Genomic DNA, 26,263 nt, shown 5'->3' on the forward strand with positions numbered 1-26,263 from the left:
TAACTTATGTCTAGGAGCCTGTCGGACTTAAGCGTCCGTAGCGAGGATTGCGAGAAATTGAGGATAAAAATTTCTGCTTCTGAGGAGAATAGCGGGGCTATTTGACGAAGAAGTAGGAATTTTTAGACCAATTTATCGCAACCGCAGTAGGACAGTCTTAAGTCCGACAGGCTCCTGGCAGTTAAGAGGAGTGATTTCCGTGGAGGCAAGATCCGCAAGTTATGACCTTTGGCCTACACAGGACAGGTCTCGTGAGGACTCAGTTCAAGGGCGTTCTGAGGAAAGAGGCTCGGGTTTTATGCGGCGTATAAAAAGGATTTTCTGTCCGTGCTGTGTGCGTCAGCCAGAAATATTTGACCTGGTGGTTCCTGGCCAGGCACCGCTTCGTATAGATCTTCGCAATGAGCCTCAGCTACGTGACCGGCATATTGCTCAACTTGTCTCAGAGTGCATGCCCGGTAACGCTATGGATAATGACCGCCTGCAGATGACCAATGCAGTTATTGAGGGCTTGGTGGCGAATATGATCCGGGAAAGGGCCGATGTCGGCCGACAGGCTTCTGCGGAGGAGAGTAAGCCGGAGTTTGTAGGGATTCTTGAATCAAATATTGTTCCGTTCAATGAGATACCCGAACTACCGGCTGAGATATCCCGGGAAGGGATATCTAAAGAGTGTTGTATTGATTTGGGAGAGGTTGATGATCCTGTTCTCTGTAATAAGCAAACATACAGTTATCAACTCTTGGCAAAGCATTACATTAATAGTCTTGGCGAGGATCCCGTAGGGAATCCCTTAAATTGGCAAGAGGTTTACCGCTTATAAGGTTGGGTAATTTCAGCAGAAAATGAAAACTATTCCAGTGACTGACGATCCAACTGCCGATATTGCAGGGCTTCGCCCAGATGTGGGCTTTGCACCGAGGCACTGCCAGCAAGGTCGGCAATGGTTCTGGCCACTCGTAAAATCCGATGCAGCCCTCGGGTTGATATTTGCAGTTGCGCGGATGCCCTGGTGATCAGCTCTTTCTCCTTTTCACCCAGCGCACAGACTTCAAACAGCTCCCTGGACGACAGTTGGCAGTTGATTTTTCCCTGTCTGACCTGCTGTCTCTTCCGGGCGTTGATCACCAGCTCTCTCATCTGTTCTGAACCGGTTTCATCGTTGTTCTGAACAGCAGGCTCCATCATGGTTTGGATAGTCTGGGATGGCACCTCAATCTGAAGGTCAATACGATCCAGTAATGGCCCGGATAATTTGTTCCGGTAGCGTCTGATCTGGTCCGGTGAACACCGGCAGGTTCGCTGACTGTCACCCAGGTAACCACAGGGGCAGGGGTTCATGGCACCAACCAGCTGGAATCGGGCCGGAAAACGCTCCTGACCTTTGGCCCTGGTGATGACTACCTCACCATTTTCCAGGGGCTCTCTGAGTATTTCCAGGGCCGCGCGGGCAAACTCCGGCATTTCATCCAGAAACAGAACACCGTGATGGGCAAAAGAGATCTCCCCCGGTTGCGGTATGCTGCCACCGCCCACCAGGGAAACCGATGAAGAGGAGTGGTGCGGTGTGCGAAAAGGGCGCTGCCAGAGGGTATCCATGGAGCTGGATGTGAGTGAATGAATTGCGGCCACATCAAGGGCTTCGCTCTCTGTCAGTGGTGGCAGCAATCCGGGCAGACGACTGGCCAGCATGGTTTTCCCGGTACCGGGTGGACCAAAGAGAAGCAGGTGATGCGAGCCGGTAGCGGCAATCAGTAACGCTCTTTTGGCTTGCTCCTGACCCCGGACATCCGCCAGGTCTGGATAGTTTGTTGTAAAACTGTTTCGGTCGGGTTTTGCCGGTTCAATCGGCGTCTTTTCCAGCAGGAAAGCGCAAACCTCCGGGAGACTGCGGGTGCCAATAATCGTGACGCTGCTGACCATGGCGGCAACAGAGGCATTCTGCTCAGGAAGAATCAATGACCTGTTGATGTCTTTGCAGGCTAATGAAGCAGGAAGCACCGCCCGGACAGGGCGAAGATGACCAGAAAGCGCCAGCTCACCAAGAAATTCCCTATCTTCAAGAGCCTCACCCGGCAGTTGTCCCGAAGCCACCAGAATGCCCAGGGCAATGGGCAGATCAAAGCGACCGCCTTCTTTCGGGAGGTCGGCCGGGGCTAAATTCACCGTGATGCGACCATCGGGAAATTCAAAGCCACTATTAATAAGTGCACTGCGCACCCGGTCTTTACTCTCGCGAACCGCCGCTTCCGGCAGGCCGACAATATTCAAACCGGGCAGGCCCTGAGAAAGATGGACTTCTACCGAAACCGCAGGTGCACGTATGCCCTGATTTGCCCGAGTGTAAACCTGCGCCAGTGTTGAAGGCATTGTTATTATTGACCGATTAAACAACGTTAATGGATCAAAGATAGCAGCTTATGAAAGAGTTACTGTGTAATTTGCGCCATTCAAACATTCAACAATGTTAATCAGGAACTTCTTTGCATCGTAATAGTCAGATCGAATAAAAGTTTACATTTACAGCATCCAGGTGGATAAAAAATAAGTCTATTAAAAGCGTCGAACTATGAATACGGTTGATTGCTGCAGAAATGCTTTACCAGCGAAGAAACAAAAAAAAGATACGCAAACAGCGGTGTCCAGTTCATCTGATGATAGTGACAGTCACTGGTTCATCACGTCTTCTGCCTTTACCAATGTCGCTTCAGCCGAAGTTGGAGCGGGAGTAATACAGAAGGCATTTTCATCCACTGCGGGGTTACTGAAATCAACAGAGGCAAAACAACCCGGGCTACCTCGCTCTGTTGCTATTCAACCTTCTGCTGACCCCTTTATTGATGGTCCTGCCCGTCCTGTATCTGGCCATCAACGCCAGTTGCTTGCCTGTTATTTACAGCTGCCAGAGGAAATAACCAGTAAAGAAGAGTTTAACCAAAGGATAAAATTTTCCAGTTGGCTGAGTAGAGCCTGGGTGCTTCAACATACCCGGGTAGAGGTTCTTAAGAGTGTGCTGACGGCTGACCTGGTCAAAGACTATGAATTGTATCTCCAGGATTTGCCTCCGGCTGCAATCACTGAAGCCCTTGCCCGGGAGTGCCTGAAAAAAAATGTCGGGCTGGAGTGGTTTTATCAAAATCTCCCGGCCCGGTTGAAAACCCGTTCATTTAATAAATTTTGCCTTCGGATCGGTGCTCTGCCAGTCAATATCGCCTCTGATTATGTCCGGTCAGTTCAGTTTCCTGATCTGGTGGCGACTTGTCCGGATACCCTGAAGTATGTGCCCCCCGAGCATCAAAATTATCCCCTGTGCCTGGAGGCGATCAAAAAAAAACCCAAGTTAATTGAGTTTGTGAATCCTTGTGCGACGTTTTACCCCGAATTATGTTCCATGGCGGTACAGAAATTAAACTTTCTCTGCAACTCTATTTCAGAATCGGTAGCAGATCAGCTGATTGATCAATTGGGAATTACTGATTTGGAGGATATGCCGCAGTCTTTACGTACGTATCAGCGCTGCGTTAAGGCTATCAGGCAAACTGACCTGTTGAATCAGTTTGATTTTATCCCTCGCCAGATATTCCTGGAGCACCCGGAGCTGGCCAATGAGGTTTTTCACCGGCAATGGAGTTCTTCGCTCCTGAAGCAATTGCCTGATTCGGCAAAAACAGAAGATTTTTGCCGGCGATACCTGGATAAATGGCCTGGCTCTATTTCCGGGTGCCCCCCATCCCTGATGCGTGCTCATCCTGAATGGGTCGAGCGGGCAATAAGGGCAGGTGATTCAGATCGGGCTTTTCCTGAGTCGTTTCGAACTGTGGACTTGTACCGTCGCATACTGAGAATCTCCCCCTTGAACTGCTCTGTGCCAGAAAAAAAAATTCAGGATCATCCCGATCTTCTGTTCCTGGCGGCCTGCAGTGGCTTATACTCCCTGAAAAAAATTCCAGCTCCGTTAAGAACCATGGATGTCTGTTGTTTGGCCCTTGAGGCTGCCGCGCCAAATTTAAAAACCATAAAGCATGTGCCTGAACCCCTTCGCCACCAGCTACCTTATGATTTATTGCTGGCCGTTGCCCCTCAATATCTCCCACAGGACATTCGCCAGGCAATGGTAGCCAGGGGGGATACCTGTATGCCATTGTCCTGCCGACAACGGGGCAAGCCGATAATGCATCGATACATTTTGCTGGAACCACTGGAGCCGCGACCTTTTGATGAACTCAAGTTTTCCAGCAGTATATTTTTGCAGAAAGCCTTATTAAGCAGTGCTCCGTTTACCCTGCGCAACCTTGCTATGGGGCATGCGCTACAGAAAACCATTGAGCAGCACTGTTGCCAGCAGACACAGAGACTGCACCAGGCGCAGTTGCCAGTATGGACGGAGCCGTTATCCGGGAATTGTACTGTTTATGGGGGGCGGGCATTAATGATGAACACCCGTACGAAGATATCCCGCATGAAGTTTCTGCGCTGCGGGGAGCCATTGAAAGATTTTTTCCGTGAAGAGGCAGTGCACCGTTTTGTCTGGAACCACCGTCGGCTTGGGGGATTGCTGAAAAGTGAAGTACCGAGGCCTGTCGGGTTGGAACTGGTACCGGTTGATCTGATGCCTGAAGAAATTTTTGCCAGCTTTCGTTCAAGGCTGGAAACGGTGGTGGTGGACAGCCGGTGTTTTTATCTGATGTATCAATTTACTACACGCAATCAGGATTACAGCACACTGGCTCATCAGAAAGACCCTGACGGTAACAGCACCCGCGCAGAGCAGGGCTTGATTAACGCCAGTTATGACTTGGGGGTGTGGAGCAGCCTGGGCGCTGTGCACACTTCCACGATCCGGGCGTACCATTCGTTTCAAGATAAGCGCCGAGAGCTGTTTCTCTGTTTTATGTTTAACCATGCCCGGGCATTTCCAGGAGCATTAACGGCCTGGGACAGCAAGGCTACTGATGAATCGGATTGGGGGTACTCTGGTTTAAGGGATATTGGCGATATGGAATTTTACCCCGGAATCACCAGCTATTTTGATGCCGCTGATACTACTGCTTTTATGCCACCAGGCTTTGATCAGCGTGCGGCATTCATGAACGCTTTTTGTGAAAATATGGTGGCAGCGGTGCTCCATTACGCCAGAATGCATCGGGATGACTCGGATTATCACTATAAGGATGCCAAAGGCCGGGCAAAACTCGGTGCTTTTATTGATCAGGCCGTCGGGGCTTTTTTATCCGGCCTGGTTGGCAGGTCGGTGAAAACCGCAGAATATTTTGAATCGCCGGAAATCTTCCAGCAATGGCTGGAAAAAACCACGGCAGAAACCACATTATGGACTGCCCGGCAGAATCTGAATTCTGATTGTTTTGCCCGCAGTATCAATGAAAAAAGGTGTTATCCAGCGGAAGTCTACCCAGATCAGAAAATTAATTATCGCCAATACCAATACCCAGAGGATTTCACCAGTAATGGCCAGGATAACCTGGGAAATAATCATGGCCAGTTTGGGTTGACACTGCTGATTCGGGGCCTTTATCAGGTCGCTGCGGTGCTGGCTGTTGAGCTCGGTGGTGGCCATTGAAGCGGTTTATGGCCTTGAGCTGAGCATTATCGGGCATGATCTGCCAGAAGGAAACAACCAAACCGGTGACTTGAAAACTGTTGACCTGAATGGTGCCGCTGCTCGGGCTGAAGCAAAATTTCCAAATCCTGTCTTCTGTTTGCAAACGGCTCCTTTCCAGCCAACTCCCGTCTGCCGTCAACCCGAACAGAATCAGGCTTTGCGAATCCGTTTTAGGAACCACAGCCAGCAGGTAGCCTTCTTGATTGAAACCTACTTGTTCGACGGAAAATTCGATGCGTTGCCTGACCCACTCACCGGCGGGTTCAGCGCAAAGTTCACCAGCAGGTTTACGCTGATAGATATCCGTATGGCCCGCATGATCGTTAAACACAATGGTTTCACCGTTGGGACTGATTTTTGTCACGGACTCAGCCGGGAATGTCTCTGCCTGGCCCCATATTCCGGACGCCGCCTTGCGCCAGATTGTTACCCTCGCCCACTCCCATTGTCTGATGAATTCACAGGGGTCCGCAGAAAAATGAATCGTACCACCGCCGTATTGGTCCTTCTCCTGAACAGCGGGCAGCCATTGGTCGTCAGTCTTTAATTCCCAGATATCCAAACTATATTCAGAGTTGAAGATCAGAAGCCGACCATCGGGGCTGAAATTGGGTTTAAGATAGTAACAATCAATTCGCTGCTTGCAGGTTTTAATAATTCTCTTTTTTTCACGCCACTGCCCTTGTGGATCAAGGGCCACAATGATGGCAAAGAAATAATCTCGTTCAATAGCATCGTCATAATAATGATCGTCAAAATATATGACAAAATGGCGGTTGTCCGGGCTGAATAACACTTTCAGAGGAAACTCACACAGGTTCATTTCCTCCGCGTTAGATGTGAGTTTCAGGTCTTCAGCATGATCTTCAACCGTAATATTTCCCGTTTGTGACCAGGATTCATCGTCTGACTGGCTCATTATCGTAAAGTATGCTTCATCATAAAGCACAAGATGTTTGCTGTCGGGACTGAACAGCAAATTACGATTATAAGGTGTATCAATGCTGCCTCTATTGACCCACTGGCCATCAGCCCCACGACCGAGAATAGCACCCGTGTACTCCAAGTTAAAACAGACCAGTGACCTGGCATCCGGTGACAGGTATATCTTACTCATATGCTTGTCATTATGTTGAGGATAAACGTCACCCGTTGTTAGTTTTTGTTGCTCAACCCACTCACCATTCCTGCATTCATAAACAGACAGTAAATGCTCTTCGCCGCTCAAGTAGTAGTAGCGATAAAGTTCCGACCACGTACCGGTTACCGATTGCGGGACAAATAAAATATGGTCGGCATGCTGATGACCAAACCAGGCAAAATTATCGTGTTTGATTTCAGCTTTCCTGACCAGGTGTCCATGATCCAGAGCCAGAATATCACTGTAATTATCCGCCTTCCTCTTGATGAGGGTGGGAATATGATTACCCAATAGTTTATGCGAATAGGGATCAAAATTTGTGCTGCCACTGGGTATAAGGGTCAGTGCAGTCCCATTAAGAATCTGCTGGCGCAAATGGTTGGCATAAAATGAGTAAAAAGCCGGGCCCAGTTGCGCAGGGAAGTGTCGAACAGAAAATATGGACAACGTCCTGAGGTGCTCAAGGAGTTGCTGACTGGACTGAATGATTGCCCGGCACGAAGACTGCCTTTGCCTGGTCAGGGAGAGGAAGTAATGGACCTCCGCCAGGCCGCATGACCGCAGACGATCGCCCGTTGTCGGCGATGCTTGCCAGAAATTATTGATATCGCTGATTGATAAATAGCTGGCGATTTTGGCGAGCACTTCCTCGGGAACGCGAACCCACCGGTGATCAAAGCGAGCCATGTCACGGACTACTTCAGGCTTGATTTCATTGCCTGCTGTATCGACATCGGTACTGGTCTTTAACCCTGCTGCAGGTTGCATAATGTTAACCCCCCAAGGTGATTCAGGCTGTTCAAGAAACATAGCAACAATCGCAACATCCCGGGATTAAATATCGACAGAGCCACTACGGAGAAGCTGCATTTGTGGGTATCAACTTCTGCCCGGAATCATGAGAGTTTAATGTGGGGGCTATATTTTCGAAGAGGTTCGGTATGCATTCCCACGGAGGTCCGTGGGAACGAGGTGTTTGTGTATGGGGATCAGTGCTTAGATGCACTAAGCGGTTAATCAGGAGGTTGTTCAGACACGTTGATTCAGGGCATAGCTGGCCGGTGTGGAGAACCCTTGACCGGGCTAAGTAGTTGGCCAAATGGAATCGTATATTTCTGGCTAAGTGGGCAGTTGCTATGCAAGGCGCAACGTAGGGAGCATAGCCGTAGCTATGTGACCGGAGTTGCAACGCCGCACGACTGCATGGATGCAGGAGCTAGAGCAACGCAGGAGCAGTTGCCGGGAGTGACTGACAACTTAGTCAGAAATATATGATTTCATTTGGTTAACTACTTATACCGCACCAGCCAACGGGATAATCCCTAACAGGCATTCTCCGGCTGATGATCCCTGATCTGCCAGAAGGAAACAAACTTTGGCACTAAAAGATCACCGGCAGGGAGCAAACTGGTGACCAGAAGTGTGCGGCTGCACGGGCTGAAGCAAAATTTCCAAATACTGTTTTCTGTTTGCAAACGGCTCCTTTCAAGCCAACTCCCGTCTGCCGTCAACCCGAACAGAATCAGGCTGTGCGAATCCGTTTCAGGAACCACAGCCAGCAGGTAGCCTTCTTGATTGAAACCTACTTGTTCGACGGAAAATTCGATGCGTTGCCTGACCCACTCACCGGCGGGTTTAGCGCAAAGTTCACCAACAGGTTTACGTTGATAGATATCCGTATGGCCTGCTGGATCGTTACACACAATGGTTTCACCGTTGGGACTGACTTTTGTCAGGAACTTAGCCGGGAATGTTTGTGCCCGACCCCACATGCCGGACGCCGCCTTGCGCCAGATTGTTACGCACCGCAACCTCTTTCTGATGAATTCACAGGGGTCCGCAGAAAAATGAATCGTACCACGACCGCATTGGTACTTCTCCTGAACAGCGGGCAGCCATTGGTCGTCAGTATTTAATTCCCAGATATCCAAACTAACTTGAGTGGTGATGATCAGAAACCGACCATCGGGGCTGAAATTGGGTTTAAGATGGTAGTAATATCTTGGTGGGTTGCAGGTTTTAATCATTCTCTTTTTTTCACACCACTGCCCTTCAGGACCGAGGGCAAAAATGGCGACAAAGAAATAATCTCGCCTGACAGCATCCGCATCAAAATCACCGCTAATCCATGTAGCAAAATGGCGGTTATCCGGGCTGAATACCACTTCCAGATTAAGCTCATATTCGCTCATTTTATCGTCATTGGGTGTGAGTTCCAGGTCATCAGCACGATCTTCAACAATAATATCAGCCGTTCGTGACCAGGATTCATCGTCTGCCTGGCCCATTACCGTAATGCGTGATCTATGATAAAGCACAAGATTTTTGCTGTCGGCACTGAACAGCAAAGTATGATTGTAATTTGTACTAATGTTGCCTTTATTGACCCACTGGCCATCAGTCCCCCGACCAAGAATAGCGCCAGCTTGCTCCAGGTTAATACAGACCAGTGACCTGGCATCAGGTGACAGGTATATCTTACTAATATGCTTGTCATTATGTTGAGGAAAAACGTCACCCGTTGTCAGTTGCTGTTGCTCAACCCACTCACCATTCCTGCATTCATAAACAGACAGTAAATGCTCTTTGCCACTGTAGTTGCGGGAAAAAAGTTTCGCCCTCCCACTGCTTACCGATTGCGGGACAAATAAAATATGGTCGGCATGCTGATGACGAAAACAGGCAGAATAATCGTGTTTGATTTCAGCTTTACTGACCCAGTGACCATGATTCAGAGCCAGAATATCACTGTAATTCTCCGACTTCCTCTCGATGAGGATGGGAATATGATCACACAGATGACGGGTAGAGCGATTAAGATTTCTGCTGCCACTGGGTATAAGGGTCAGTGCAGCCCCGTCAAGAATCTGCTGGCGCAAATGACTGGCATAAAATGAGTAAAAAGCCGGGCCCAGTTGCGCAGGGAAGTGTCGAACAGAAAATATGGACAACGTCCTGAGGTGCTCAAGGAGTTGCTGACTGGACTGAATGATTGCCCGACACGAAGACTGCCCCTGCCTGGTCAGGGAGAGGAAGTAATGGACCTCCGCCAGGCCGCATGACCGCAGACGATCGCTTGTTGGCGGCGATGCCTGCCCAAAATTATTGATATCGCTGATTGATAAATAGCTGGCGATTTTGGCGAACACTTCCTGGGGGACGCGAACCCACCGGTGATCAAAGCGAGCCATATCACGGACGACTTCAGGCTTGATTTCATTGCCCGCTGTATCGACATCGGTACTGGTCTTTAACCCTGCTGCAGGTTGCATAATGTAACCCCCCAAGGTGACTCAGGCTGTTCAGGAAAAATAGCAACAATCGCAACATCCCGGGATTAAATATCGACAGAGCCACTACGGAGAAGCTGCATTTTTGGGTATCAACTTCTGCCCGGAATCATGAGAGTTTAATGGAGGGCTATATTTTCGGAGAGGTTCGGTAAGCATTCCCACGGAGGGCCGTGGGAACGAGGTGCCTGTGTATCAACGCTTAGATGCACTAGAACATGTAGGCAACACCTGCCATCACAGAGGTCTGGTTGCTTTTGTCGACCAGCTGACTGTCGGTAACACTGCTGCTGAAACGGGTGTACTCAGCACCACCGACCAAAAGCCAGCGGGAAGAAAGTTGATAAGTAGCCATCACTTCCAGACCCATATCCACTCCGGCGTCGGCTTTGTAGGTGGAGAGTAATGGATTATTACCGGCTTCTTTGCTGGAAATGCCGTAGTAGTAATCATTGTAACCACTGCTACGCCAGGTTGCGGACGCAGCCGTTTCAATGCTAAACCGATCAGTAATCTGGAACTCCCTGCCCAGTTCGAACCCGACACTGATATCGGACTTGGTGTCGTTAAGGACGGATGCCGTCAGTTCAGCCCACTGCATGTCGTATCCCAGAGTCAGACCGTATCCAATACCTGCTTTACGTTCATCCAGCCCTTTGAAAAGATCGTTATCTTTAACATTGTCTTGTTCAAAACCAGAGCCGACTCCCAGGCTGATCACCGGAGACAGGCTCCAGTTGTTCCCTTCAAGGAGCGTGTAACCCGCCTGTTCTCCACGCACCCAGAAATCACCATACTCAATGTGGGCAATGGGTTGAGGATTGGTTTCGCCATCCACACCTTTATAAATGCTGCTCTCATGGGAGGCACCCAGGCCCAGGATCATTTCCCAGTCATTTTCTGCGGCATGGGCAGTGCTGGCCAGTCCAAAAGTGGCCAGCAGACTGGCTGCAGTCGCAATTGATCGTACAGTCATTATTGTCATCCGTTGCTGTCAAAACTGGCAACGATGATAAGATCATGAGAGTGATCAGTTTGTGATTGCGTTGTGAACAGGTTGTGAAAACAGTATCTTGATGACGGCTCCTGATGGCGTGTCGGCCCCTTCGGGTTTTCGGTTGTTAATCTCCAGCCGCCAGTGTCGTGCCTGACAGATTCGTGCAACAATGCTCAATCCCAGCCCCAGACCACTGACGTGTGCTTTTTCCCAGGGTTTCAGTAAACGGGGAATGGCTTCATCTTTAAATCCTGGTCCAGAGTCTTGTATCCATAGCCTGCTGTCATTAGCAAAAATGGTCACTTCGCCAGAGTCTGTGTACTGGCAGGCGTTACGCACCAGGTTATCCAGCATAATACTGAATATGACCGGAGGCAAAGAGGCGGTGACCGAGGTCGGCACCTGATTATGCAGTGTGACGGGTTTGTGAGCTACCAGGTATTGATGCCGATCCAGGGATTGCTCTACCGTGGTGTGCAAGCTGATGGTTTGAGTTGCTTCACAGATCGACTCTTCACGACTGAGCTGAAGAAAACTCTCTATTAGATTTTTCATGTCTTCAGTGGCACGGGTTATTCGTTGCAATGGGCGCTGAATACCGGGGTTATCAATGACAGCAAGTTGCAGAATTTCGGAAGCCATAGCAATGTTAGTAATCGGTGTCCGCAATTCATGGCTGGCATCCCGGGTGAATTGTTTTTCCCGATCTATCATCCTGCTGATGCGCAGGAGCAGTTTATTAATGTATCGGGCTACCGCGCCCACTTCATCGTGGTAATAGTCGCCTGCCAGCTGTTGTTCACTGGAGAAATCCAGGGTATCCAGATCCTGTTTCAGCCGGGTCAATGGCGCAATCACGAAGTGGCTGACCTGCAAGCCAGTTATCCATGCCAGACCCAGCATAACCAGACTGCAAACAACAATAGAGAGTGCTATTTTCCAGGGAGTGTCGCTTTGGCCCCGGTCAAACTGGCTGATATCGATTAAGTAATAAAAAAATGTGTCTGATCCATAACTCTGGGGTAGAGGAGACCGAACGATCTGAAAAACCTTTTGATCGTGGGTGTATTCAAAAATCTCAAAGCCTTGCTGACTGGTATCAACATAGACATCAATGTATGGGGAGTCAGAAAGTGATTCCGTTGTTAAAGCGTCATGGCCCAGGTAAGCCAGTAACTGCGAGTCATTGCCGACCTTCCAGGTGCCCACTGTGTTCAGGCGTTTTAATACCTCGAAATGATCCAGGTAAAGAGAACGGTACTGCTCTGCTTCATTGGCTATCTGCCAGTTAAACATGGTGTCTTCCCCTGTTTCAAAGGCGACGAACAGAAACAGACTGAAGATGACGTTGGCTATCAACCCGAATATAAGACAGGCTGCCAGTATTCGGAACCGAAGGCTATTGACCAGTTTCATCATCACCTTCCTGTTGAGCCATCCGAAAGCCCCAGCCCGGAACGGTTTGAATCAGGGGTTGCCCAAAGGGTTTATCAATTTTTTGACGAAGTTTATAGATGTGGCTGCGCAGGGAGTCACTGTCGGGCAGTTCATCTCCCCAAAGCTGATACTCCAGAGTTTTGCGGGAAACTGCTGCTGGATAGTGCTCCATGAGTACTCTTAATAGCTTGAAGTTATTAGGAGAGAGCTGAATTTTTTCCCCCTGTCGATGAACCTCCTGAGTATCAATATTTACTGTCAGGTCAGATAGATTGAGCGTGGAGGAATGAGTGCTTAAACGTCGGCTAATCGCTTCCAGGCGGGCGTAGAGCTCTTTCAGTTCAAAAGGTTTCACCAGATAGTCATCGGCTCCGGAGGCGAAACCCGCCAGTTTGTCCTCCAGTGTATCCCGGGCGGTCAGAAAAATGACCGGAGTTTTATCTTTCCGGTGCCCTCTGAGAACCTGGCATAGCTCCAGACCATCCATGTTTGGCATGGCGATATCAAAGATGTACAGATCATATTCATGGCTGGTCGCAAGGTTAAGGCCGGACATGCCATCATAGGCGTAGTCGCACTGATGACCTTTGAATTCAAGATAGTCGGCAATACTGGCGGTGATATCAGCATTGTCTTCAACGATTAATATACGCATGGCTTAACGGATAACATGGCTTAACGGAAAAAAAAGAGAAGGCTCTGGATATCATGTGGCCTGTGAACATTTTGTGAAGCTTACTACTTCACGACTTGTTCACAAAAGTACTTATAAGGTTGAGCGGAAATCATGGTAAACAATGCAGGTTAATAAAATGAAAAGGACTCAAAGGCTGTTGCTGTTAACTCCTTTGTTTGCAGCATTAGCTGCATGCACGGGGGGCATTCAACCCACGGCGTTACAGAATAAGGCATCAGACACTAATCTTCAGCAGCACGAAGAGTTTCGTGGCGGTGAAGTCGAGTCAAGTGATCAGGAGCACTGGTATCGTGAACTGAGGCTGTCGGACTGGAAAGCGCTCGGGGTTACCGGGAGTGACTTTGAGGCCGTACTGCCACGGATCAATAGCAGTGGTCCACTGCGGGACTCTATAACGGTATATGGCCCCGGTCAATGGACTTACGAATGGACCCGGCATGCAGAGAAAGTAGCGTCTCAACAGCCACCTTCAGCTCAGACTGCCGCTCTTTTACAACGAGTATCCGGACTCTATTTAACCGCCTCTTATCCGAACCTTCTCAGCGATCATGAGCAGGCGGCATTGAGAAATGCCGTTGATTATTACGTGAAAGCAGGGCTGAAAATGGGGCAGCGCATCGCCATCATTGATATGCCTCTGTCGCAGGGCGGCAGTATCAAAGGGCTTTTGCATTTACCCAGACAGCTGGCAGAAAACGACAAAAAACTGCCTGTTGTTCTCTGGACCGGAGGCGTAGACAAAACTCTGGTTGAGCACTTTCAGAGTGCTAAAAAATATACAGACACCGGTTATGCGGTCATTACATTTGATATTCCCGGAGGTGGCCTGAACAGGGCATTAAAAGTTTCTCCGGGTACAGAAGCTGAGGCACATAATGCCGCTTTGGCTTACGTGAACAACTCAACGCTTCTGAATGAAAAACGGGTGGCGGCATTGTCATCTTCCGGGGGTGGTCTGAGTTTAATGGAGTTCACTGTTGCTACCCCTGAACTTAAGGCTGTGGTCGCACGTTGTGCGCTGGTAGATGGTGTTTTGACTCAACCTGAAAAGTTGCAATATTTGCCGGCAATGAGTGTCGATTCCTTTTTTGCACGTCAGGGGCTGACTTATAAAGGGCTTGAAAATCCGGGGCGGTATACCATTCCATTGTCACTGAAAACCAAGGGCTACTTTGATGGTAAACCCCACACCAGTGTACCGTTGCTGGTGATTAATACCAAAGATGACCCGGTAGCTTCGCCGAAAGATATGAGAGCGACGGCGGCAATGTCTTCTGATAGTGAAATAGCATTCTTCGGTGAAGCGGGTCACTGCCCGGAAGGTGCAGAAGCGGAAAATAAAATATACCGTTTTATTACTGAAAGGATCTGACAAAGTTATTTCAGGGTAGTTCACAAGTTGGCGCCTGTCTTAAGCCGCAGGCGCAGAGGCTGGAGAGTGATTAATGGTCAGCGCTTTGCTGGTTATCGTTGCTGCTGTCTTCCGGGACTTCTTGTTCTGCTTTAAATGCTTCCATCTCTTTTTCCAGCGCTTCAAGGCGCTCTCGGGTGTGCCTCAGAACAGCAACCTGGGTATCAAACTCATCACGGGTGACCAGCTCCAGTTTTGACAGGGCACTGCCCACCAGTGCCTTGATATTTTTTTCGATATCTTCCCGGGTCTGGCTTTTGTCACCGTTAAAGAGTTCACCGGCTTTGGCGGCGATGGTATTAATCAGGGCGGCTTTATCGATCATGGTTATCGCTTGGCTGATGGTCAGAAAAGAGAAGGATACCGCAATAACAGCAAGGTAACGATCCGGAACTTATAATTGCTCAAATAAAGCCGTAATCTTTCCGGGTTTGATCACAATAAAATCGTTATCGGCAACGCCATGCTGCTGTTTGGCGAGCTGCAGATCTTCCGGTGGTTGCAACATCGGCTCATTGGTTAGCATAAAGCTGCCCCAGTGCATCGCCAGCGACAGGCGTGAGCCAACATCGTTGTGGATATGCACGGCTTCTTCCGGATTGACATGGATCTCTTTCATAAACCAGCGTGGCTCGTAGGCACCAATCGGCACCATGGCCATATCCATGTAGCCGAAGTGCTCACCAATGGCTTTAAAATCTGAACTGTAGCCAGTATCCCCGGCAAAATAAAAGCGTTTACCCGGTTCAGCTGCTTCAGTCGCCGCTTCAAATACCCAGCCACACCAGAGCGTTCGATCCGGAAATATTGAACGGCCACTGAAGTGCTGACAAGGTACTGCCGTGTATGTCCAGCCGCGATGGGTATGGGATTCCCACCAGTCCAGCTCGACCCAGTTAGCTATACCATGTTTGCTGAACCATTGGCCTAAGCCCAGGGGCAGCATAAACAGGGGTGGATTGTCTTTTTGTTTTTTCTGAATGGCTAATACTGAGTTTCGATCAAGATGGTCGTAATGGTCGTGAGAAATCACCACCACATCCACGTGGGGTAAGGCAGCAATATCGATCGCTGGTGGAGAGTAGCGCCTGGGGCCAGCCCACTGTACAGGAGACGCTCGTTCAGAAAAGTGTGGGTCGGTAATGATATTCATCCCCTGGTGGCGAATTAAAAAGGTCGCATGACCAATCCAGCTGGTCAGGGATTTATCTGAATTCTCAAAGACCGAATAATCATCGTCTACCACCGGAATAGAAACTTTCTCCGGCAGTGCCTCGGTGATTTTCCATTTCAAGATGTTCCATAACGAGCGATGATGCATTTGCATAGCATCGTTATTGCGAAAGCCGCCATTCGGCAGATGATGTTTTTTTGAGCGATTCACCGCAGCTACCCTATCTTATTTTGTTAATCAATTTAGCGCGGAGCAACACCTCGGACAAATTTAGGTATCGCCGCACGGCCATAACTCTGTTTGCTGACAATGTTTAAATCGTCGTCAAATACAAAATAGTCCATGACCTCATCCAGGCGCTGATTGGAAAACGCATCGTTAAAGGTGTGCAATACATTGCGTATATCATTTGCCATCGGTATTTTTCCCTGCCTTATTATTTGCCAGTAGGATTTATCACATGCCGCCGGTGAGGTAAAGGCGCTCTATTGTCGCCCCGCGCTGAACAGACGTTTTGGGAGAGATAGGCTCACCCCAATAACCAAAAAGCGGGGGAGGGAATGCCATGAAAAATGTGACGATCACCGGCGGCGGCAGTGGTTTTTCTCAGGGACGATCAGCTATTGCCACTATATTAAACGACAATAGTCAGGTATCGGTTGGTGAGTTTCTTTAGTGATAACATGGCCAGGCCTCGCAACTACACCTACTGAGGGCGGCCATGACCAGTATGGCACTGTAGGTATTCGCGCTTTTCTGTACTGATATTACAATCGACTCAGCTGCTCTGTGATGAGGCATCAAGTCTGGGTAGTTGTAGGATTTTTTGATGAATGCACTGCTTTGGTGCGCTTTTTTGGGTGGGGGATTAGGTTTTAGTGCATCAAATGGGTGCGTATCCGATTTCGCCGCTCATTTGAGTCCATGAAACCTTCAACCATGCCCATTTATGGGGATAGATAAAAACTGGCACAGAGCCTGCTTAGACAGGAGTAACCATTTAACCAGTGCCGGGCGGGATGCCTGAAATCAAGACTGGCAGGGTTGGTTTTTCCTTTTACAGGCCGGGAAATAAAACAGACGGTTGTAACACAAAGGGAAAAGCGTAGACTTTGGAAGCTATCGCATCCAGGTCACCCCTCCCGGATGAATATTAAGTAGAGCCAGGAGAATAATGCATGAAGTTAGTATCAGCCATTATCAAGCCGTTCAAGCTTGATGACGTGCGGGAAGCGCTTTCTGATATCGGCGTTCAGGGTATTACTGTGACAGAGGTCAAGGGCTTTGGTCGCCAGAAAGGCCATACCGAACTGTATCGCGGTGCAGAGTATGTTGTGGACTTTCTGCCAAAGGTAAAGATTGAAGTGGCTATCTCGGATGATCTGCTGGATCAGGTGATTGAAGCAGTGTCCAATGCCGCCAATACCGGCAAAATCGGTGACGGAAAAATATTCGTGACCTCTCTGGAGCAGGCTATTCGGATCCGTACCGGAGAGACTGGCATCGACGCTATTTAAGTGCCAGTCAAAGGCATGACTCATCAGCAGCCACTGATGACATCGCCGAGCAGTATCAGTGATATACAGCTTTGAGCTAAATACAGCCCTGGGCTGAAAAGAAAGATAAAAAAGATGTGAATTTTACTGGGAGGGGTCCCGTGGAAGATATAACTCAGCTGTCGTATGCGCTCGACACTTTTTATTTCCTGATGTGTGGTGCACTGGTCATGTGGATGGCCGCTGGTTTTGCCATGCTGGAAGCCGGTCTGGTGCGCTCCAAGAACACCGTTGAAATTCTGACCAAGAACATTGCCCTGTTTGCCATTGCCTGCACCATGTACTTGCTCTGTGGTTATCAGATCATGTATCCGGGGGCTAACGAAGGCGGCATCATGCCTCTGTTCGGTACGCTGCTGGGCACTGAGAACAGCGTCGAGTCGGTGCTGGGTGGTGGTGAAGATGCACCTTACTACTCTCTGCGTTCTGACTTCTTCTTCCAGGTGGTCTTCGTAGCTACTGCCATGTCCATCGTTTCCGGTGCCGTTGCTGAGCGCATGAAACTGTGGGCCTTCCTGCTGTTTGCGGTCTTTATGACGGGCTTCATCTATCCGGTACAGGGTTTCTGGAAATGGGGCGGTGGCTTCCTGAACGAAGCTGGCTTCCAGGATTTTGCCGGTTCCGGCGTGGTGCACATGGCGGGTGCTTCTGCTGCCCTGGCGGGTGTGCTGCTGCTGGGTGCCCGTAAAGGCAAGTACGCATCTAACGGTTCCGTTAATGCCATGCCTGGCGCTAACCTGCCACTGGCTACTCTGGGTACCTTTATCCTGTGGCTGGGCTGGTTCGGTTTCAACGGCGGCTCTCAGCTGAAGATTGCTGATGTTGAAAATGCCAACGCTGTTGCCCAGATTTTTGTCAACACCAATGCTGGTGCCGCCGGTGGTGTTATTGCTGCCCTGATCGTTGCCAGACTGTTGTTTGGTAAGGCTGACCTGACCATGGCTCTGAACGGTGCCCTGGCGGGTCTGGTTGCCATTACCGCAGAGCCGCTGACGCCAACTGCCCTGGGTGCAACGCTGATCGGTGCTGTTGGTGGTGCACTGGTTGTCTTCTCTATCCTGGCGCTGGACAAACTGCGTATTGATGATCCGGTGGGAGCCATCTCTGTCCACGGTGTTGTGGGTATCTGGGGTCTGCTGGCGGTACCTCTGACCAACAGCGACGCTAGCCTGGGTGCTCAGCTGTTGGGTATTGGCAGCATCTTCGCCTGGGTGTTCGGTGCTTCCCTGGTTGTCTGGGGTGTGATCAAGGTAATCATGGGACTGCGTATCTCCGAAGAAGAAGAGTACGAGGGTGCTGACCTTACTGAGTGTGGTATGGAAGCGTATCCGGAGTTTACTAGCAAGTCTTGAGGCATGTAAAAGCTGACATTGAACAACTACGTAGATGTCGCTACAACCATATCGTGGTAGTAGCGACAGTTGACAAAATCGTTGACAAAAAAGACCCCGGCATCAATACACTTTGTATTGTCTCGCCGGGGTCTTTTTTATATAACTTTGGGCTATACCTTTGGGCTATGGCAGTTTCAGATCCAGATCCTTTGCAACACCACTTTGCAAATAGGATTTCAACTCTTGATAGTGGGGCTGAATCTCCGGGCTGTTGAGTTCTCCCAGCCAGAATGTCCAGTTCATTTTTTTCTCACTGCCATCTATAGCCTGGACTGCTCTGAGACCAAAATAGAGCGGTTGGCTGTCCTTGTCTGCATCAGTGCCGGTCATGATGTAAGAAGCTCCTACTAAATTATCGGGCATACTTTGATGTGACAATGGGAGATCTTTCAGGCATTTGTTCTGTTCGTTGGCCATTTCTCCCTGATAAATTGCCTGCTGTTTGGTGTCTCTGATCTGCATACCGCTCTCAGGGTAGGCTATGTAGAGGGTCACTTTTTCAGGGTCTGATTTGGCCAGGTTTCTAACGGTGACAGTTCTGTCGCTAATGGTTTTCGCCCGTGCACTGTCACCTTGCATATGTATGGACATGGCTTCAGGGGGGGCTGTATTCTCGGGAGAAACCAGCGGGGTTGCAGGGGCTTTCGTATGAAATAACACCATCACCCTGGTGACGGTTCTTTCTTCAATTAGCTTTGAGAGTGTCTGTTCGAAAATGGTTTGCATGCCTACGCCAATGGGGCGTAATGTTTTGTCAAAATCTGAAAGTTCAATTACTTTAACTTTTGAAACCTCTTGAAAGCGCTTTAATATTTCTGACTTGATTGTATCGTCACTCTCGTCTGAATCGGAGACTGGCTTATAAGCTCCATGTTGGAGTTTAAAGCCGGATTGCAAACTGAGTTGAACGTGGGGAATCACTTTTTTAAACCTCTCGCCGTGAGTGCAGCCGGTCAAAACAAAGACAAGTGTATTGAGGATCAATGCTTTTAGAGCATTAGAAAGTTTCATGTTTTGTCGTGCAGGCTGATTTTTGTTGGACTGGAGTTGTAAAGGTAGAACAGGATTTGGATATTTCAATCTTTGGTTAACTACTTACGCCTGGACATGCTGAAAACTTGAAAAAACACAGCTTTATTTAAAATATGAAATTAAGCAGGAACCTATCTGGATTTTTGTGGTCTGCACTGATCCGAGTTTAAGAAATGTAAGGTTATGCTTATGATTTCTCCCTCCTCTTCTCCTGTTACTGGAGCTGATCAATCACCGTCTTATGAAGAATCAATGACACAAAATGCTGTATTGGGGAATCACGATGTTCAATCTGCTTCCGCTGATGCAACAGTAAGTTTAAGGTATCAAGCTACAGTTCCGGTTCTGCCGGAAACTTCCCAAAAGGCAAATGTTGACACGCATAAAGTCAGTGCCGTTTCAGTCTGTAGTGGAAGTACACACAAATCCCCGGGAAAGCCTGATAACTCAGCCTCTGAGCTTCCCTCCGGGGAATCAGCAGACACACTGGTTTCCACTTTTATTGCAAACAATCCAACAATAGCATATTGCCTTCGTAACCCAGAGTTTCATAAGGCTGCGGTTACAATGTTAGCTTTGTATTCCCTGCATTCTAAACCTCAGTCTGATGATGATTCGCAAGAACCAAAAAGTAAGTCAAAAAAGGCTTTATGTGAACTTGTTATGAATAATATTGAGTGTTTCAATATAATATTTCCTTATATAGCGGTTCCCGGCTGCGGTCGTTTAGATCCTGTAAGATTTCTGGGGGTTATGCTCTCTCTATGTGAAAGCGCTTATCAAGATGCTTTTCCAAAAACAGTTATCAGCATTGGCTCGGGGCAAGCATTTCTTGAAAAATGTTTTGATTCGATGGGAGGAGTCGGCGTGAAATGCTACGACCGTGAACCGCTAACCAGGTTTTTACCTGTTGAACAAGCTGAGTTCCCAAAAGATATTAACAAGTGCCTGCCTGATGATTGCAGTAGTTGTTTATTGGTTTCAGGATATCCCCAAGGGTATTTAGGCCCTGTGCTCACGGAATTTATCCGACGGGGAGGGGAGATGCTCTGCACCACTGTTGAGGGTGGTTTGTTTAGTGATATGCATGAAGGATATGAAGATAATCCCAAGGTTCTCAGGGATGGGATTAAAAAGTTAAGGAAGAAGAATGGAGCGTTCTTTGAGGTTCAATTAACGGATTACACTCTGATGGGGCCTGCGTCATTTATCCAGTTTTACAACTGGCCATCAAGCGTTAAGCAGCTAATGTTTGATTCCAGGATTTTGAATGGTTTGTGTTCCGATATCGAATTTCCTCGATTCCTGACATCACGTTCACGTAGATAAAATGATTATGCAAAATGTCACTGCTGTAACTATAACGCAATCCACAGGTTATGCTACCCCTTCGGGTGCGGGTGATCATTTGTTATCCCCCGCCCTTGCTGCACTTGGCGCTGTGCGTCCGACACCTGGCCTGGATCCGCCAGAACAAACGATTTCTACAAATGGCATTGAATCGATAACAGACAGAAATGTGGAATTAGTACAGGGCCCTCTCCGTAATGAAATCAACGGAGCTTTTCGAGGCGTTGCCAGCACTGACGCAGCGGGTACTTCATCCGTAGATATAGATTCAGAAAGGGCCTTGATAATGAAGATGAAGAATGTAATAACGAAATCTGTTGGAGTTCTGACTTATAGGAATGTACACGTGTGCGGTGTCGCAGCGAAGGGCAGCACCAGGGGCCAACTTCAGTTGAAACTTATGGCTAATCACGATTGCAGCCAGGAGGTGAGGCAGCAATTGCTCACCGACGTGGAATTCTACCTGCAGAATAATGTTCCGCAGTGGTTGCGCGATGAGTTTACACTGGTGATTGAATACGGCGGGCCTATAGAAGCTCTGTAGGCAGGCTTTTCTCATAGCGCCGGGTCGTCGGGGATTTTCGGTAATTCTGGATGGACCCGGTTTCGCTAGTGAGATATCAATAAAACTTAATCTCACTATCCATAAGTTTGATTTTTCTTATTCGCTGTTGGGTTATATCTTTATTCCAACTATTTCCATTTGCACCAAATGGTTCCAAGCTGGTTTGTGCCGCCCGTTGGCATTATTGTCGCGGCAGTGACCAGCAAGGGTATGGGGCATGAGAAACTTGTCTTTACGTTGTTTGTTTTTGGACTATGCTGCTACTTCATAAAGCTGCCAGTGATGTTGTATCGTTTGACTTTCAGAGAGAAAATTCCTGATGCTGCACTGCCCACATTTGCCATTATGGCGGCACCGGCGAGTCTTTCTCTGGCGGGCTACCTGTCCATAACTGACCAGCCGAATTACTTACTGGTTGCGGTCCTGCTGCCATTGGCTATTTTTATGACGAGTCTGGTCTATGTTGCGTTTGTTCGCTTACTGCGCCTGCCGTTTTCGCCAGGATATGCTGCTTTCACATTTCCAATGGTAATTGGGGCTACAGCGTTGTTTAAGCTGGCAGATATACTTCATCAACAGGGCTATCAAACAGTTTGTGATGTTATTAACAATCTGGCCGGTTTTGAACTTTTGGTGGCGACGGGGATCGTACTTTATGTTGCCCTCCGCTATCTCTGGTATTACTTCTCACCTCGCCATCCCTGATGTATGTCGAGATATGGACTGACCGGTCAATATGGCCACGGGTAAATTGTACCCTTGGCCTGAAATGCCGAGCTTATGATCCCTCTTCATTTCGGCATTTATTTATTAACGGAACAGGAAATGTCGGTAACACACTCTGGCGCTGGTCTCGCCATCCCTATGCTGATCTTTTGCGGCCTGTTTTTACTGGCGGCCATTTCGGCAATCCTGCTTAAAAAGCTGCGTTTTCCCTATACCATTGGGCTGGTTGTGATCGGTATGGCCCTGGGGATGGCGGCTGAATATTCTGAAATACTGGCACCTCTACTCCGTCTTTCCCTGACTCATGACCTGATTATGTACGTTTTGCTCCCCGTACTGGTGTTTGAGGCGGCCATCAATATAAAGTTTTCCGCCCTGATGAAAGAGCTGGTGCCTGTATTGATGCTGGCCATTGTGGGAGTGATTTTGTCTACCCTGGTTCTCGGTGTGATTCTGGGTGAGTTGACGCCTTTGACGCTGGCGAGCGCGCTGCTGTTTGGTGCGCTGATTTCGGCAACGGATCCAGTGGCCGTGATTGCGCTGTTTAAAGAGGTGAAAGCGCCTGAACGGATGTCTCTGCTGATGGATGCAGAGAGTTTGTTTAACGATGCAACCGCGATCGTTATGTTTGGCATTGTGCTCTCGATTATCCAATCGGGAACAGGGCTGTCTGGTAGCACGGCTTTTGCTGCCTTTGTCGAGTTCTTAAGGGTTTTCTTTGGCGGGATTTTTGTGGGTGCGGCCATGGGGGCAGCCATGCTGGTGCTGCTCAGGTTGTCCCGGGGGATGCCTTATGTGCATATTGCTCTGACAACTATCCTGGCTTTTACCAGCTTTATTATTGCTGACCATGTCTTTGAAACGTCCGGTGTCATGTCGGTTATCGCTGCCGGGATTGTCACTCGCAGCTACGGCCGTCGGGCCATGGCTGACTTTATGACATTGCGTCACCTGGATCCTTACTGGGAGTTTATGGCATTTGTAGCCAATAGCTTTATTTTCCTGCTGTTAGGGTTAAGTGAGGACTTCCTGCTGCGGAGTATTGAGCGGCTCGGTATGATCTACCCCACGTTAATCATTGCTATTGTCGCCGTTCTTACGGCGCGCTTTCTGGTGGTATATCTGTTGCTGCCCGTCAGTAACCTGATGCCATTGAGTAATAAAGTGGACAGCAATTCAATGAAGGTGATGTTCTGGGGCGGATTGAGAGGGGCTGTGCCTGTTGCCCTGATGCTATCGATCCCGGACTCCATGCCTGAAAAGCGCATGATCATAGAAATGACGCTGGCCGTTATTCTTTTCTCACTGTTGATTCAGGGTACTACCATTGGCTGGTTGATGTCCCGTTTAGGGATAAAAAGGGAAGCCTGAAGCCACTGAATTCAATCAATATTTGGGTGCTGTTGGCTCTCAGCCTTATAATACCTGTTTTGGCATTCTGTCAGCCTGCGCTCATTGGGGCTCGGGCGTTATTGAGAAAGCAATTCCATGACTGTACGCACCCGTATTGCACCTTCCCCTACCGGCGATCCTCATGTCGGTACTGCCTATATCGCCCTGTTTAATCTGGCGTTTGCCAAGAGTCAGGGCGGCCAGTTCCTGCTTCGTATAGAAGATACGGATCAAACCAGAAGTACCCCTGAATCCGAGCAACAGATTCTCGACTCGCTGCGCTGGCTTGGTTTGAATTGGGATGAGGGGCCTGATGTTGGCGGCCCACACGGCCCTTATCGGCAGAGTGAGCGCCGGGAAATCTACGCTGATCATGCTCAAATCCTGTTGGATAAAGGGCATGCGTTCCGTTGCTTCTGCTCATCAGAGCGTCTTGATGCCCTGCGTGCAGAACAAACGGCGAACAAGCAGACACCCGGGTACGATGGTCACTGCCTGCATCTTTCTGAACACGACGTTCAGGTCAGGCTGAATGCGGGCGAGCCTCACGTTGTCCGGATGAAAGTGCCTGAGAGTGGCGTCTGCACAGTGGATGATATGCTCCGTGGTACCATCGAGATTGACTGGTCCCAGGTGGATATGCAGGTGCTGGTGAAAGCCGATGGCATGCCAACCTATCACCTGGCCAACGTTGTTGATGACCACCTGATGGAAATCACGCATGTTATTCGTGGTGAGGAGTGGATCAACTCTGCGCCCAAGCATCAGTTGTTGTACCAATACTTTGGCTGGCAGATGCCTGTGCTCTGTCATATGCCGTTGTTGCGAAACCCTGATAAGAGCAAGTTGTCCAAGCGCAAGAACCCAACCTGTATTACTTACTATCGTGATATGGGGTATCTGCCGGAAGCACTGTTGAACTACCTGGGTCGTATGGGCTGGTCCATGCCAGATGAGCGGGAAAAGTTCAGCCTGGAAGAGATGCTGGCGGATTTTGATCTCAAAAGGGTCTCACTGGGTGGCCCGATTTTTGACCAGGAAAAACTGTCCTGGTTGAATGCCAGCTGGATTCGCGAAAACCTGACCACAGCGCAATTTGCTGATCGCCTGCATCACTGGTTACTGAACCGTGACTACCTGATGAAGTTTCTGCCAATGGCGAAAGAGCGGGTTGAGCGTCTCAGCGATTTTGCTCCTATTGCTGCCTTTATGTTCTCAGGTATGCTGAATCTGTCGCCTGAAGACTTTGCCCATAAAAAGCTGGAAGCGGGTGATGTTAAGAAGGTGTTGCAGTTCACGCTCTGGAAGCTTGAACAGCTGCGCCAGTGGCAGCGTGATCAGATTTTCGCGGAACTTAAAGGGCTTTCCAAAGCGATGGACATTAAGCTGGGTGATTTTAATCATCCTGTCTTTGTTGCTATTGCCGGTACGCCAAACTCCTGGTCTGTTATGGAGTCCATGGAGATCCTGGGCCCGGATATGACGCGTGCACGCCTGCGTCATGCTGTTGAGGTGTTGGGTGGCGTTTCCAAAAAAGAAGCGAAACGTCTGGAAAAAGAGTTTGCAGCGCTTTAACCCGACGGCTTCTTTGGGCTAAGGCCGGTTGTCTACCGGCCTGTTCTATAGATGCATATATAACTGCACTATTATTTGATCATAATTTTTATAAGCGACGCTTGACAGGATAGGGGGGCATCCATATCATTCGCCCTGCGTTTCGGGGGTGGCAAAACAAAGCTTCCTTCGAAAGGTGCTAAAGCAAAAGCAGTTGTTGAATACGCTAAGTATTGTTGCTGCGAAGGTTTTGGGGCTATAGCTCAGCTGGGAGAGCGCAACACTGGCAGTGTTGAGGTCAGCGGTTCGATCCCGCTTAGCTCCACCAAACATCGTTCGATGTTTGCGTCCCCTTCGTCTAGTGGCCTAGGACACCGCCCTTTCACGGCGGTAACAGGGGTTCGAGTCCCCTAGGGGACGCCACTTATTCTCTTGACTTGAGAGCAGGGTTTGAAGAATCCTTAACATGTCTTCATTGCGGGAATAGCTCAGTTGGTAGAGCGCAACCTTGCCAAGGTTGAGGTCGCGAGTTCGAACCTCGTTTCCCGCTCCAAATCTAGAGCTTAAGTGATAATTGTGTCATTTAAGTCAGAAGGATTGCGTCCCCTTCGTCTAGTGGCCTAGGACACCGCCCTTTCACGGCGGTAACAGGGGTTCGAGTCCCCTAGGGGACGCCACTTATGCTCTGACCAGAGAGCAGGATTTGAAGAATCCTTAATATATCTTCACTGCGGGAATAGCTCAGTTGGTAGAGCGCAACCTTGCCAAGGTTGAGGTCGCGAGTTCGAACCTCGTTTCCCGCTCCAGATTCAGACCGGAAGCTGTCTTTAAAAGGTTTCACTGCGGGAATAGCTCAGTTGGTAGAGCGCAACCTTGCCAAGGTTGAGGTCGCGAGTTCGAACCTCGTTTCCCGCTCCAGATTCAGAC

General features: G+C 49.1%; 18 protein-coding genes, 6 tRNA genes and 1 pseudogene. 16 read left to right on the top strand and 9 right to left on the bottom strand.

The features are described 5' to 3' along the window. The first annotated feature begins 298 nt into the window (after positions 1-298). The gene (locus ACO6UY_RS17895; protein ID WP_422450254.1) at positions 299-823 is read left to right on the top strand and encodes a hypothetical protein; all 525 of its coding nucleotides are present in this window, start codon (positions 299-301) and stop codon (positions 821-823) included. 29 nt (positions 824-852) lie between these two features. Here the strand turns inward: ACO6UY_RS17895 and ACO6UY_RS17900 are convergent, their stop codons facing one another. Continuing rightward, on the bottom strand, positions 853-2,370 hold the full coding sequence (locus ACO6UY_RS17900; protein WP_422463283.1) for a YifB family Mg chelatase-like AAA ATPase: 1,518 nt from the start codon (positions 2,368-2,370) through the stop codon (positions 853-855). A gap of 268 nt (positions 2,371-2,638) precedes the next feature. Here ACO6UY_RS17900 and ACO6UY_RS17905 point away from each other — a divergent pair, with 268 nt between their 5' ends. Then, the gene (locus ACO6UY_RS17905; protein WP_422463281.1) at positions 2,639-5,578 is read left to right on the top strand and encodes a hypothetical protein; all 2,940 of its coding nucleotides are present in this window, start codon (positions 2,639-2,641) and stop codon (positions 5,576-5,578) included. 2,505 nt (positions 5,579-8,083) lie between these two features. Here the strand turns inward: ACO6UY_RS17905 and ACO6UY_RS17910 are convergent. The 4 genes from ACO6UY_RS17910 to ACO6UY_RS17925 form a co-directional block, all read right to left on the bottom strand. Then, complete coding sequence (locus tag ACO6UY_RS17910; RefSeq protein WP_422463279.1) at positions 8,084-10,033, bottom strand: hypothetical protein; 1,950 nt, start codon at positions 10,031-10,033, stop codon at positions 8,084-8,086. A gap of 229 nt (positions 10,034-10,262) precedes the next feature. Next, positions 10,263-11,027, bottom strand: coding sequence for a MipA/OmpV family protein (locus tag ACO6UY_RS17915; protein WP_422450261.1), 765 nt, complete (start codon positions 11,025-11,027; stop codon positions 10,263-10,265). 54 nt (positions 11,028-11,081) lie between these two features. Then, positions 11,082-12,467 (bottom strand): sensor histidine kinase, encoded by a 1,386-nt coding sequence (locus ACO6UY_RS17920; protein ID WP_422450262.1) that lies wholly within the window; start codon positions 12,465-12,467, stop codon positions 11,082-11,084. Continuing rightward, positions 12,448-13,140 carry a response regulator transcription factor gene (locus ACO6UY_RS17925; protein ID WP_422450263.1) on the bottom strand — a complete coding sequence of 231 codons (693 nt, stop codon included), beginning with the start codon at positions 13,138-13,140 and terminating at the stop codon, positions 12,448-12,450. The genes ACO6UY_RS17920 and ACO6UY_RS17925 overlap by 20 nt, the downstream gene beginning before the upstream one ends. 157 nt (positions 13,141-13,297) lie before the next feature. Here ACO6UY_RS17925 and ACO6UY_RS17930 point away from each other — a divergent pair, with 157 nt between their 5' ends. Then, entirely contained in the window at positions 13,298-14,554 is a 1,257-nt protein-coding gene (locus ACO6UY_RS17930; protein ID WP_422463520.1) for an alpha/beta hydrolase, read from the top strand. A gap of 70 nt (positions 14,555-14,624) precedes the next feature. Here ACO6UY_RS17930 and ACO6UY_RS17935 read toward each other — a convergent pair whose 3' ends face one another. The 3 genes from ACO6UY_RS17935 to ACO6UY_RS17945 all read right to left on the bottom strand — a co-directional run bounded on the left by ACO6UY_RS17935 (position 14,625) and on the right by ACO6UY_RS17945 (position 16,183). Then, positions 14,625-14,918, bottom strand: coding sequence for an accessory factor UbiK family protein (locus ACO6UY_RS17935; RefSeq protein ID WP_422463522.1), 294 nt, complete (start codon positions 14,916-14,918; stop codon positions 14,625-14,627). Between the two features lie 69 nt (positions 14,919-14,987). Beyond that, positions 14,988-15,977, bottom strand: a complete 990-nt coding sequence (locus ACO6UY_RS17940) for an MBL fold metallo-hydrolase (RefSeq protein WP_422463524.1) — start codon at positions 15,975-15,977, stop codon at positions 14,988-14,990. Positions 15,978-16,009: 32 nt separating this feature from the next. Then, positions 16,010-16,183: a hypothetical protein gene (locus ACO6UY_RS17945; protein ID WP_422463526.1), complete on the bottom strand. Its 174-nt coding sequence runs from the start codon at positions 16,181-16,183 to the stop codon at positions 16,010-16,012. Between the two features lie 762 nt (positions 16,184-16,945). Here ACO6UY_RS17945 and glnK point away from each other — a divergent pair. After that, entirely contained in the window at positions 16,946-17,284 is a 339-nt protein-coding gene (gene glnK / locus ACO6UY_RS17950; RefSeq protein ID WP_101744935.1) for a P-II family nitrogen regulator, read from the top strand. Positions 17,285-17,424: 140 nt separating this feature from the next. Beyond that, on the top strand, positions 17,425-18,675 hold the full coding sequence (locus ACO6UY_RS17955; RefSeq protein WP_269675358.1) for an ammonium transporter: 1,251 nt from the start codon (positions 17,425-17,427) through the stop codon (positions 18,673-18,675). A gap of 165 nt (positions 18,676-18,840) precedes the next feature. Here ACO6UY_RS17955 and ACO6UY_RS17960 read toward each other — a convergent pair whose 3' ends face one another. After that, positions 18,841-19,728 (bottom strand): hypothetical protein, encoded by an 888-nt coding sequence (locus tag ACO6UY_RS17960; RefSeq protein WP_422450268.1) that lies wholly within the window; start codon positions 19,726-19,728, stop codon positions 18,841-18,843. 210 nt (positions 19,729-19,938) lie between these two features. On the opposite strand from ACO6UY_RS17960, the gene ACO6UY_RS17965 reads away from it, so the two are divergent. The 11 genes and pseudogenes from ACO6UY_RS17965 (at position 19,939) to ACO6UY_RS18015 (ending at position 26,254) form a co-directional block, all read left to right on the top strand. Continuing rightward, the gene (locus tag ACO6UY_RS17965; protein WP_422450269.1) at positions 19,939-21,078 is read left to right on the top strand and encodes a hypothetical protein; all 1,140 of its coding nucleotides are present in this window, start codon (positions 19,939-19,941) and stop codon (positions 21,076-21,078) included. 7 nt (positions 21,079-21,085) lie between these two features. Continuing rightward, complete coding sequence (locus tag ACO6UY_RS17970; protein ID WP_422450270.1) at positions 21,086-21,643, top strand: hypothetical protein; 558 nt, start codon at positions 21,086-21,088, stop codon at positions 21,641-21,643. A gap of 129 nt (positions 21,644-21,772) precedes the next feature. Continuing rightward, positions 21,773-22,369 (top strand): annotated as a pseudogene (locus tag ACO6UY_RS17975) (TDT family transporter); the annotation flags it as partial. A 75-nt stretch (positions 22,370-22,444) separates the two neighbouring features. Continuing rightward, on the top strand, positions 22,445-23,761 hold the full coding sequence (locus tag ACO6UY_RS17980; RefSeq protein ID WP_422490799.1) for a cation:proton antiporter: 1,317 nt from the start codon (positions 22,445-22,447) through the stop codon (positions 23,759-23,761). A 117-nt stretch (positions 23,762-23,878) separates the two neighbouring features. Further along, positions 23,879-25,357: a glutamate--tRNA ligase gene (gltX, locus tag ACO6UY_RS17985; protein WP_422463530.1), complete on the top strand. Its 1,479-nt coding sequence runs from the start codon at positions 23,879-23,881 to the stop codon at positions 25,355-25,357. Positions 25,358-25,588: 231 nt separating this feature from the next. Beyond that, positions 25,589-25,664, top strand: a tRNA-Ala gene (locus ACO6UY_RS17990). 19 nt (positions 25,665-25,683) lie between these two features. Next, positions 25,684-25,759: transfer RNA gene (locus tag ACO6UY_RS17995), tRNA-Glu, on the top strand. Between the two features lie 54 nt (positions 25,760-25,813). After that, a tRNA-Gly gene (locus tag ACO6UY_RS18000) sits at positions 25,814-25,889 on the top strand. Positions 25,890-25,937: 48 nt separating this feature from the next. Continuing rightward, positions 25,938-26,013, top strand: a tRNA-Glu gene (locus ACO6UY_RS18005). A 53-nt stretch (positions 26,014-26,066) separates the two neighbouring features. Next, positions 26,067-26,142: transfer RNA gene (locus tag ACO6UY_RS18010), tRNA-Gly, on the top strand. A 36-nt stretch (positions 26,143-26,178) separates the two neighbouring features. Further along, positions 26,179-26,254: transfer RNA gene (locus tag ACO6UY_RS18015), tRNA-Gly, on the top strand. The last annotated feature ends 9 nt before the right edge of the window (positions 26,255-26,263 follow it).

It is taken from the genome of Endozoicomonas sp. ALE010, assembly GCF_049310165.1.
In the GTDB taxonomy this organism is placed as follows: Bacteria; Pseudomonadota; Gammaproteobacteria; order Pseudomonadales; family Endozoicomonadaceae; genus Endozoicomonas.